The organism is Dietzia sp. B44 (assembly GCF_014145245.1).
GTDB lineage: Bacteria > Actinomycetota > Actinomycetes > Mycobacteriales > Mycobacteriaceae > Dietzia > Dietzia natronolimnaea.
Genome location: NZ_JAALEF010000163.1, coordinates 1 through 9156, shown reverse-complemented (window position 1 = coordinate 9156; position 9156 = coordinate 1). Strand labels below are relative to the sequence as shown.

Annotated in this window: 9 protein-coding genes; 3 read left to right on the top strand and 6 right to left on the bottom strand. The window is 71.0% G+C overall.

Annotated elements, in window-relative coordinates:
- Positions 1-520: 520 nt before the first annotated feature.
- Genes G6017_RS06370 through G6017_RS06360 form a run of 3 tightly spaced genes read right to left on the bottom strand, consistent with a single transcriptional unit; the run spans position 521 to position 4208 of the window.
- The gene (locus tag G6017_RS06370; RefSeq protein ID WP_182616507.1) at positions 521-2125 is read right to left on the bottom strand and encodes an ABC transporter substrate-binding protein; all 1605 of its coding nucleotides are present in this window, start codon (positions 2123-2125) and stop codon (positions 521-523) included.
- A complete protein-coding gene (locus G6017_RS06365; RefSeq protein ID WP_179523250.1) occupies positions 2122-3159 on the bottom strand; it encodes an ABC transporter ATP-binding protein in 1038 nt (345 codons plus the stop codon). The genes G6017_RS06370 and G6017_RS06365 overlap by 4 nt, the downstream gene beginning before the upstream one ends.
- Entirely contained in the window at positions 3156-4208 is a 1053-nt protein-coding gene (locus tag G6017_RS06360) for an ABC transporter ATP-binding protein (protein WP_347237956.1), read from the bottom strand. Before G6017_RS06360 ends, G6017_RS06365 begins: the two co-directional genes overlap by 4 nt.
- 167 nt (positions 4209-4375) lie before the next feature.
- Between G6017_RS06360 and G6017_RS17305 the strand changes: the two genes are divergently transcribed.
- From G6017_RS17305 to G6017_RS06345, 3 genes are read left to right on the top strand one after another with little or no spacing between them, the layout of a single operon-like run.
- The gene (locus G6017_RS17305) at positions 4376-5494 is read left to right on the top strand and encodes an ABC transporter permease (RefSeq protein ID WP_179523249.1); all 1119 of its coding nucleotides are present in this window, start codon (positions 4376-4378) and stop codon (positions 5492-5494) included.
- Positions 5487-6473, top strand: a complete 987-nt coding sequence (locus G6017_RS06350; RefSeq protein WP_304814998.1) for an ABC transporter permease — start codon at positions 5487-5489, stop codon at positions 6471-6473. The genes G6017_RS17305 and G6017_RS06350 overlap by 8 nt, the downstream gene beginning before the upstream one ends.
- Before the next feature lie 40 nt (positions 6474-6513).
- Positions 6514-7206, top strand: coding sequence for a TetR/AcrR family transcriptional regulator (locus tag G6017_RS06345; RefSeq protein WP_182616509.1), 693 nt, complete (start codon positions 6514-6516; stop codon positions 7204-7206).
- Between the two features lie 7 nt (positions 7207-7213).
- Here the strand turns inward: G6017_RS06345 and G6017_RS06340 are convergent, their stop codons facing one another.
- The 3 genes from G6017_RS06340 to G6017_RS06330 all read right to left on the bottom strand — a co-directional run.
- Positions 7214-8407: an FAD-dependent oxidoreductase gene (locus G6017_RS06340; protein ID WP_182616506.1), complete on the bottom strand. Its 1194-nt coding sequence runs from the start codon at positions 8405-8407 to the stop codon at positions 7214-7216.
- Positions 8408-8410: 3 nt separating this feature from the next.
- Positions 8411-8674: a hypothetical protein gene (locus G6017_RS06335; RefSeq protein ID WP_182616504.1), complete on the bottom strand. Its 264-nt coding sequence runs from the start codon at positions 8672-8674 to the stop codon at positions 8411-8413.
- Positions 8675-8707: 33 nt separating this feature from the next.
- Positions 8708-9156, bottom strand: a 449-nt coding sequence (locus G6017_RS06330) for an aspartate dehydrogenase domain-containing protein (RefSeq protein WP_182616502.1), incomplete at its 5' end; no start/stop codon positions are given.

Genomic DNA, 9156 nt, shown 5'->3' with positions numbered 1-9156 from the left:
GACCTGCCTGGCTCTTGACCTGCCTGTCTCCTGCGCCGCCCTGCTCTTGACCTGCGAGGCTCCTGACCCGCCTGTCTCCTGCGCCGCCCGGTCCGCTGCGGCGGCTGGGCCGTGGCCCGTGCTCTCTGCGCCTCGCTCATCCGCTCCCGCGCCTGGCGTCTCGCTCGCGCGCCCGTACACGCTGACTGCAGCCGCTTCTGAACATGGCGTCTCGCCTGCGCATCGGTACACGCGGGACGCCAGGTTCGCGTGCGGCTGTGGCCGGGCACGAGCCGGGCACGAGCTGGGAGGGAGCCAGGCACGAGCCGGGCACGAGCTGGGCAGGAGCCGCGCCACTGTTCCTCGACTCGACCGGGACGCCACAGGGCCCCGGGCGGCCTCGCCGTGTGGCGGGAGCCCGGGGCCCGTGTGCGTGGGGGTCGGAGTGCAGCCGGTCGGTCAGGACCGGTGGGGATCACTCCTGAGCAGCGTCACTCTTGGAGCAGCGTCACTCATGGAGCACCGTCACTCCTGAGCAGAGTCACTCGGTCACGAACGCCCCGTCGTAGAGGACCGTCGAGGACAGGGTCGGGGTGAGTCCACCGACTGTGTCGGAGACCGTGACGTACTGCTCGGCGTTGGCCATCACGGTGAACGGCTGCACCTCGTTGAAGACCTCCTGCAGGCGGGTGAGCGCCTCCTTCTGGGCGTCGAGGTCGGCGGCGGCCTTGAGGTCGTTGATGGCGGCGGTGAGCTCCGGGTCGTCGATCCCGGTGATGTTGGTCGCCCCGGTCGGGAGCATGCCGCTGGCGAAGGCGGCCGCAGGATCGGCGTCCGAGGTGGCCAGTCCGCCGATCACGATCTCGAAGTCCCCGGTGAACTGGCGTGCCGTGACCTGGGAGACCGGCGCGTTGTCGATCACGACCGTGAACCCGGCCGCGTCCAGCAGGGCCTTGGCCACGACTCCGGCCTCGATGTTCTCGGGACCGTCGCCGATGAGCATGCGCAGGGTGCCGTCCCAGTCCGGGGTGTCGGCCTTGACCTCCTCCACCAGGGCCCGGGCCGCCTCCACGTCGTACGCAGGCCCTTCCTGGCCGTCGTAGAGCCGGGAGGAGTCGGCGACGAGTGCCGAGGTGGCCTGGCCCTCACCGTTGTAGAGGCGCTGGTTCCACAGGTCGCGGTCCAGCGCGGCGGCGACGGCCTGGCGGGCGCGGACGTCGGTCAGGACGCCGTCGTATCCGGCCTTGCCGGAGTTCATGTTGATCACCGAGCCGGAGCTGATGATCTCCTCGAAGCCGCGGACCTCGTCGTCCTGGGCCATGTTCACGAACTTGGCGCCGCGCAGGAAGCCGACCTGGACCTCACCCGTCTGGAACGCGTCATAGGTGCCCTGGGATCCGGGGATGCGGATGAACTTCAGGGTCGGGCAGACGGGACCGCCGTAGTAGTCGGGGTTGGGCTCGAGCACGGTCTCCTGGTCCGGCGTGAAGTCGGCGACGGTGAACGCTCCGGCGCCGATCGGGTTGCTGGCCCACTCCTGCGGGTCGGCGGCCTCGTAGGCGTCCCGGGGGATGACCTCCCCGACGGTCCCGGCGAGCGTGATGGGGAACCCGGCCCACGGGTCGGCGAGCGTGAACTCGACGGTGAGCGGGTCCACCACCCGCGCCTCGGTGATCTCCATGGCCTCGGTCATCGCGACCGACCGGGTGGCGGGGTCCTTGTGCAGGCCCACCGTGAACGCGACGTCCTCCGCGGTGAGCGGGTCGCCGTTGGAGAAGGTCACTCCGTCGCGGAGGGTGAGGGTCCACACGGTGTTGTCGTCGTTGGACTCCAGCGACTCGGCCAGCTTGGGCTCGAACTCCTCGGCCTCCGGGTTCCACACCATGAGCCGGTCGTAGACGGCCGCCGACTGGGCGCCGCCGCGGACGCCGTACTGGCCCTGGCCGGGCGCGAAGCTGGGGAGCATGGAGAACTCGCCCACGGTGATCGTGCCGCCGGCGCGGTCCTCGGTGCAGCGCTCGGACTGGTCCGGCGCGAGGCCCTCGCCGCCGGCCGCGGCGGTCGAGTCGTCCCCGCCCCCGCCACATGCGGTCAGGGTCAGGGTGGCCGCCGCTAGTACGGCCAGTGCGCTGGTGGTGCGCTTCATCGGTTCTCCTCGAGAGGGTGGTGGCACGCGACCTGGTGGCCGGGTGCGATGACGGTCAGCTGTGGGCGTTCGGCTGCGCAGATCTCGGTGGCCCGGGGGCACCGGGTACGGAAGCGGCAACCGGACGGGGGGTCGAGCGGGGAGGGCAGCTCCGAACTCGTGGCGGTGATCGGCGACTCGCCGAGCGTGTCCGCGAGGGTGCCGCCGAGTGTGGGGGCCGACGAGATGAGCAGCATCGTGTACGGGTGGGCGGGCGCGCGGTAGAGGGAGGAGGTGTCGGCGACCTCGCACACCGTGCCGAGGTACATCACGGCCACCTGGTCGGCGATGTTGTGCACCACCGACAGGTCGTGGGAGATGAAGACCATCGTCAGCCGGTAGCGCTCCTTCATCTCCTCGAGCAGATTGAGGATCTGCGCCTGCACGGAGACGTCGAGCGCGGAGACCGGCTCGTCGCACACCAGCACCTCGGGCTCGAGCACCAGTGCCCGGGCCAGCGCGATGCGTTGGCACTGGCCGCCCGAGAATTCGGACGGGCGCCGGCCACCGGCGTGGTCGGGGTCCAGGCCCACCGCCTCGAGGGCCGCGTCGACCCGGCGCCGGATCTCCTCCCGGCCGCCGTCGACGCCCTGGATCTCCAGGCCCTCCGCCACGATGTCCCGGACCCTGCGGCGGGGATTGAGCGACGAGACGGGGTCCTGGAACACCATCTGGATCAGCTTCCGGGCCCGGGTGAGGGAGGCCCCGGAGAGCGAGCACAGGTCGGTCTCGTCGACCATCACCCGCCCGGAGGTGGGACGGGGGAGCTGGAGCAGCGCCCGGCCGAGGCTGGACTTGCCGCAGCCGGACTCGCCGACCAGAGCCAGCGTCCTGCCCTGGGGGACCTCGAGGGAGACGTCCGAGACGGCGTGGACCGTCCCCTTGCGGGTGTGGTACTCGACGGTCACGTGATCGACGACGAGCTTGGCGTCCCCGGGCCGTCCCGCGTCCGGCGGGGTGGGCGCGTCGGCGACGTGCTGACTGGAGCCGGTCATGAGGCCTCGCTGCTGGTGCGGTGGTGGACGGGGACGGTGGGGTGGAGACATCCGACGCGGTGGACGGTGGTCGCCGTGGGGTGGGAGGTGGAGGCCGTGGCGAGGTCCTCGAGAGGGGGGTCGACGACGAGGCAGTCGTCCGCCACGCGGGGGCATCTCGGGGCGAACCGGCATCCCGGCGGCATCTCCCGCAGGTTCGGCGGGCGCCCCTCGATCACGGTGAGCCGGGTGTGCGGAGGCAGGTCCGGCCGCGGGATCGAGTCCAGCAGTGCGCCGGTGTAGGGGTGCGCGGGTTCGTCGAGCAGCGCCCGGGTGTCGCCCACCTCGAGGAACCGACCGGCGTACATGACCCCGATCCGGTCGGTGTGCTGCGAGACCACGGCGAGGTCGTGGCTGACCAGGATCATCGCCATGTCCCCGTCGGCCTGCAGCCCGTGGAGGAGGTCGAGGATCTCGTGCTGCACCGTCACGTCGAGCGCGGTGGTGGGCTCGTCGGCGATGAGCAGCTTGGGCGAGCAGGACAGGGCGATGGCGATCCCGACGCGTTGGCGCATGCCGCCGGAGAGCTGGTGGGGGTACTCGGTGAGGCGGGCGCGGGGAGAGGGGATCCGGACCCGCTCGAGGAGCTCGACCGCGCGGTCGGCCGCCTCCCGGCGACCCAGTCCCAGATGGTGCCGCAGCGGGTCGATGATCTGCCGACCGATGGTCCGGATGGGGTTGAGCGAGGTGAGCGGGTCCTGGAAGACCATCGCGATCTCGCGTCCCCAGAACTTCTGTGCCTCGCGCTGGGACAGGGCCAGGACGTCGCGGCCGTCGAAACGGACCGTCGAGGCGGGATCCACCCGGGCGGTGGTGGGGGCGATGCCCATGATCGAGCGGACGAGCATCGACTTGCCGGAGCCGGACTCGCCGACGATGCCGATGGTCTCGCCGCGGCGCAGGGAGATGTCGACCCCGTCGACGGGCGTGATGCGCCCGGAGGGGGTGTCGATGTGGGTGCGGAGATCCCGGACCTCGAGCAGCAGGTCGTCCCGGTCGTTCGACGACACGGGTCTGCGGGGTGGTGCGGCGGCGATGACGGCCTCCTCGGGGTGATGGTCCGGTCTAAGTCATCTACTTAATCCGTCTTGCTGTGACGAGTATCACGGCATATGGTGGCTACGTCAAGACGAGTAAGAAACCGCCTCAGGCGGTGTCTCAATCGAAGGGTCACTACGTGCTCAGGTTCATTGGCGAACGCGCTCTGCACGCGGTCGTCGTCGTCGTACTCGCCGCGACCGGCGCGTTCTTCCTCATGGAGGCGGTCCCGGGCGACTCCGCGGCCTCGGCCGTCGGCCCGGGAGCCACCGCGGAGCAATACCAGCTGGCGAGGGAGGAACTGGGACTGGACGATCCCGTGTGGACCCGGTTCACCGACTGGGTCGGAGGGGTGGCCTCCGGCGACCTCGGGAACTCACTGGTCCCGCCCAACCAGTCCGTGGTGGAGCTGATCGGCAACGCGCTGCCGGTCACCATGCAGCTCGCGTTCCTGTCGATCATCCTCTCGCTGGCGATCGCGGTGCCCGTCGCCGTGTGGTCGGCCTACCGGCGCGGTGGGGTGTTCGACCAGGTGGCCTCGATCGTGGCGTTCGCGTTCATCTCGGTCCCCAGCTTCGTGGCCGGCCTGCTGCTGATCTACCTGTTGGTCTTCAACCACTCGTTGGCGCAGCAGTTGATCCTCGGCGCGGCGGTGGTGATCGGCCTCGCGGTGGCGCTGTCCCCGCTCGGCAGGCGCGGCGGTCCCGGGTCACCCGGGGTGATGTGGGGCCGGGCCCTGATCGGCGGCGTCGCGGTGGGCGCGGTACTGGCCCTGCTGGCCCTGTTCCTCCCCGAGTTCCCGCGGCAGGGCTACGTGCCGCTGGCCGACGGACTGGGGGAGAACCTGCGGAGCATCGCCCTGCCGGCCATCACCCTCGCCCTGATGGAGGTCGCGATCTTCACCCGCGTCCTGCGGACCGACATGATCTCCACCCTCCAGCAGGACTTCGTCCTCTCGGCCCGCGCCAAGGGCATGCCCACCCGGCACGTCCTGGTCGCGGAGGCGCTGCGGCCGTCCACGGTCTCCATCATCACCCTGGCCGGGATCAGTCTGGGCCGACTCATCGGCGGGACGGTGGTGGTCGAGCGGCTGTTCAACCTCCCCGGCATGGGCAGCATGATCGTCGACGCCGTCCAGAACGACAATCTGCCGGTCGTACTCGGCGGGGTGATCGTGATCGCCGTGTTCTACGTCCTGGTCAACATGACCGTCGACGTCACGTACGCACTCATCGACCCGAGGATCCGCCGTGGCTGACACCGACCCGACCCGCCCCGATTCCAGCCGCCCCGATCCCACCCGGGCTGCCTCCACCCGCGCTGCCTCCGGGCCCGTCGCGGGCCCCGGCGTCGTCGCCGATCCCACCGTGGCCGCCGCCACCCCGGCACGCCGCCGTCCGAGGATGCCCCGGTTGTCCGGACTCGGCACCGCGCTCGCCCTGGCCTGGACCGTCCTCATCGTCCTGGGCGCACTGTTCGTGGACTTCCTGCCGCTGGCCGAGGCGCGCGACCCGTCCCTCGCGCTGATGACGCCGTCGACCCTCGCCCCCGACCTGCTGTCCGACCATCCCCTCGGGACGGACGGACAGGGCCTGGACATCCTGGGAGGCCTGCTCTACGGCGCCCGGGTCTCCCTCGTCGTGGGTATCGGCGGAGTCCTGGTCGGGGCCCTCGTCGGTGGCGCGCTCGGGCTGGTGGCCGGCTACCGGGGTGGGTGGACCGATCGCATCGTCTCCATCATCACCGACACCCTGCTGGCGTTCCCGTCGCTCATCCTGCTCATCGCGATCGTCACCGTGCTCGACCCGACACTGCCCAACATCACCCTCGCCCTCGGGATCATGGTTGTCCCGGCCTACGCCCGGCTCGTCCGGGCCAACGCGATGAGCTTCGCCGGCCGGGAGTTCGTCACCGCGGCGAGGTCGCTCGGGGCGGGTGAACTGCGGATCATGCTGCGGGAGGTCACCCCGAACATCGTCCAACCGGTCTTCTCGTACAGCTTCATGCTCGTCGCCGTGTTGATCGTGGCCGAGGCGTCGCTGAGCTACCTGGGGCTGAGCATTCCCCGGCCGGAACCGACATGGGGCAACATGATCAGTGCCGGTCAGGCCGATTTCCAGCGATACCCGTATCTCGTCGGCGTCCCGGCGGTCGTACTATTCCTGACGGTGCTCAGTTTCAATCAGCTGGGCGAGGCGGCAGGTCGGAAGTGGAGTCCCGGTGCAGCGAAGATCTGATGAGACCTCAGCCGAGGGGAGCGCAGCCGACGTGGCCGAGATGCCCGAGGAGGCCGGCGATTCCCGCGACGCCAAGGACGCCAAGACGGCGATGATCGAGGTCGCCGAGAAGATGATCAGCGAGCGGGGGCTGGACGACGTCTCGATGCGCGACGTCGCGACGGCGGCCGGTCAACGCAACAACTCGGCCGTCCAGTACCACTTCGGCAGCCGCGACGGGTTGATCCTGCAGGTGTTGCGACGCCGGATCATCTCCCTGGACTCCGCCCGGAAGGCGCGGCTGGCCGCGGCCGACGAGCAGGGTCTGGGCTACGACCTGCACACCCTCGTCGGGGTGCTGTTCGAACCGATCGTCGAGCTCCTGCGCGCCCACCCCGAGGCCACGCACTACGCACGGTTCCTGCAGCGGGTCGGGCCGGTCATGGCGCCGGGCATCCCCGAGGCGGATCTGCGGACGGCGACCGACGACGTGGTGGTGCGGCTGATCGACGTGCTCTCCCACCTGCCGCGGCGGGTGGCGTTCGAACGCATCGACCTGGCCACCCAGATGTTCACCGGGGCGCTGGCGGTCTACGAGGACCGCCGGGACGCCCGGAACACCGTGGTCAACGCGCGGTTCGAGGACGTCGTGGCGCACCTCTACGACATGATCGAGGCCGCACTGTGTGCCGGGGCGGGGTCCGGGGCCGGGTCCGGGTCCGGGTCCGGGGCCGGGACCGTGTCGCGGGACTGACCTGCTCTCAGACCCGCCCGCGGAGCAGCTTCCGGAAGTAGACCACCGGCTGCAGATACCGGTCGAACGCGTAGGTCGAGCGTCTGGGCACGGTCAGGTCGATCCCGCGCACCGACGGTGCGGGCCGACCGTCCCGGTCGTGCTCGACCAGCATCAGCCGGTCGCGGCTCACGGCGATCGGGATGATCGTGTAGCCGTCGTACCGCGTGCCGGGTCCGCCGTCCCGGGCCGCGCGCAGGTTGTCGGCGACCACCGCCACCTGCGGTCTCAGCGCCCCTCCGGACGGACGGGTGTCGACGGTCGCGGCGTCGCCCAGGCCCCAGACCGAGTCGAGGCGCGCGTGGCGCAGGGTCCGGGGGTCCACCTCGACCAGCCCGGCGACACCGCCGTCGGACAACCCGGCGTCGGCGATGAACTTCGGCGCGCGGCTCAGAGGGGTGACGTAGGCCAGGTCGACGTCCTCGATCGTGGTGGGGACCGGGCCGTCGAGTGTGACGGTGCGGGCCTGGTGATCCACGGCGGCGACCTCGGATCCCTCGTGGACGGTGATGCCGTACTCCCGGAGGTACGGCTGCACCCGCGAGTCGCACGGTTCGAGTCCGAGGAGTCCGCGGAACGGGGTCACCAGGTGCACGTCGATACGATCGAGCACCTTCTCGCGCCGCCAGCGGTCGCACGCCAGGAACATGGCCTTGAGCACGGTCCCGCCGCAGGAGGCGGGTTCGGGTGGCACCGAGAACACCACGGTCCCCTCGCGCAGGCGGACCAGCGCGGCGCACGCGCGACCCGCGTACTCGGGCACGTGGGCCGAGGCCGCCCATCCGGCGACGTAGGCCTTGTCCAGCCCGGGGATCGCGTCCCACCGCGCGGTCAGACCGGGGCACACGACCAGGTCCCCGTAGGTGATCGTGGGACCCTCCTCGCGCGGACCGAGGGTGACGGTGCGGGCGTCCGTGTCGACCCGTCCGGCCAGGTGGGGGAGCAGGTGGACGCCGGCGGGGACGACGTCCGTCATCGCGCGTTCGTACCGCCTCATCGGTGCCAGGCCGGTGGCGGCGTAGTTGAGCATCGGCCGGTACCGGTGCACGGGACTCGGGTCGACCAGAGCGATGTTCTGCCGACCGTCCCGGCGCAGGCGGGCCGCCAGGGAGACCCCGGCGTTGCCCCCTCCGATGATCACGGTGTCGAACGCGGCGGACACGGGTCAGACCGTCACTGCGTAGCCCACGAGCCCGATGACCAGGAGGAGGACGAGGACGACGATGACGACGATCGGGATGTATGCCCCCTTCTTGGACGGGGACGGGGTGGGGCTCTGCCGTTGCGTCGGGCTCTGCTTCTCCGTGGCGCTGTCCGACTGCATCGACGTGGAATCGGAGTCCGGGGTCTGCGGTCCGTCGGGTGAACCGCCGCTGTCGAGATCGGGGCTCTGACTCGGATCGGGGTCGGAGGGCCGTGCGTGGGTCATGGGACACCTTTCGTGGCGGCTGGTCCTTCCACGCTATGGCGTCACCCGCGCACCCTCCACCGGTCGGGCCGCAGCCACGACCACCACCCCGGGCCCGGCCCCGGCCCTGATCGAGGTGAGGACCCCGGCCACCGACCATGCCGTGATCGCCGAGGTGCGGCCACCGGAGTCCGGGTCCACCGCGTTCTCGAAACGCATGTCGTAGCGGCCCACCGGGGACTCCCACTCCACCACGTGTCGGGTGCGCTGCACCCCGGGGTCGGCCACCACGATCGCCTCCACGCGGTCCAGGCCGAGCGTCGCGAGCGCGAGCGCCACGGAGGCGTTGGAGGTGCGGGGGAACTCCAGCGCCGCCTCCCGCGCGGACCCGCGGAAGACCTCGAGGGGCGTGTCGAGGGTCTGCCGGATGCCCAGGGCGGCCGGGCTCTTGATGGTGACGTGGCGAAGCGCGGCCTGATCGGTGCCCGCCCGGGCCGCCGCCG

Excerpts from the sequence above, each read along its gene's own strand:
- G6017_RS06365 (WP_179523250.1), bottom strand. The coding sequence starts at position 3,159 with ATGACCGGCTCCAGTCAGCACGTCGCCGACGCGCCCACCCCGCCGGAC.
- G6017_RS06370 (WP_182616507.1), bottom strand. The coding sequence starts at position 2,125 with ATGAAGCGCACCACCAGCGCACTGGCCGTACTAGCGGCGGCCACCCTG.
- G6017_RS06345 (WP_182616509.1), top strand. The coding sequence starts at position 6,514 with ATGCCCGAGGAGGCCGGCGATTCCCGCGACGCCAAGGACGCCAAGACG.
- G6017_RS06335 (WP_182616504.1), bottom strand. The coding sequence starts at position 8,674 with ATGACCCACGCACGGCCCTCCGACCCCGATCCGAGTCAGAGCCCCGAT.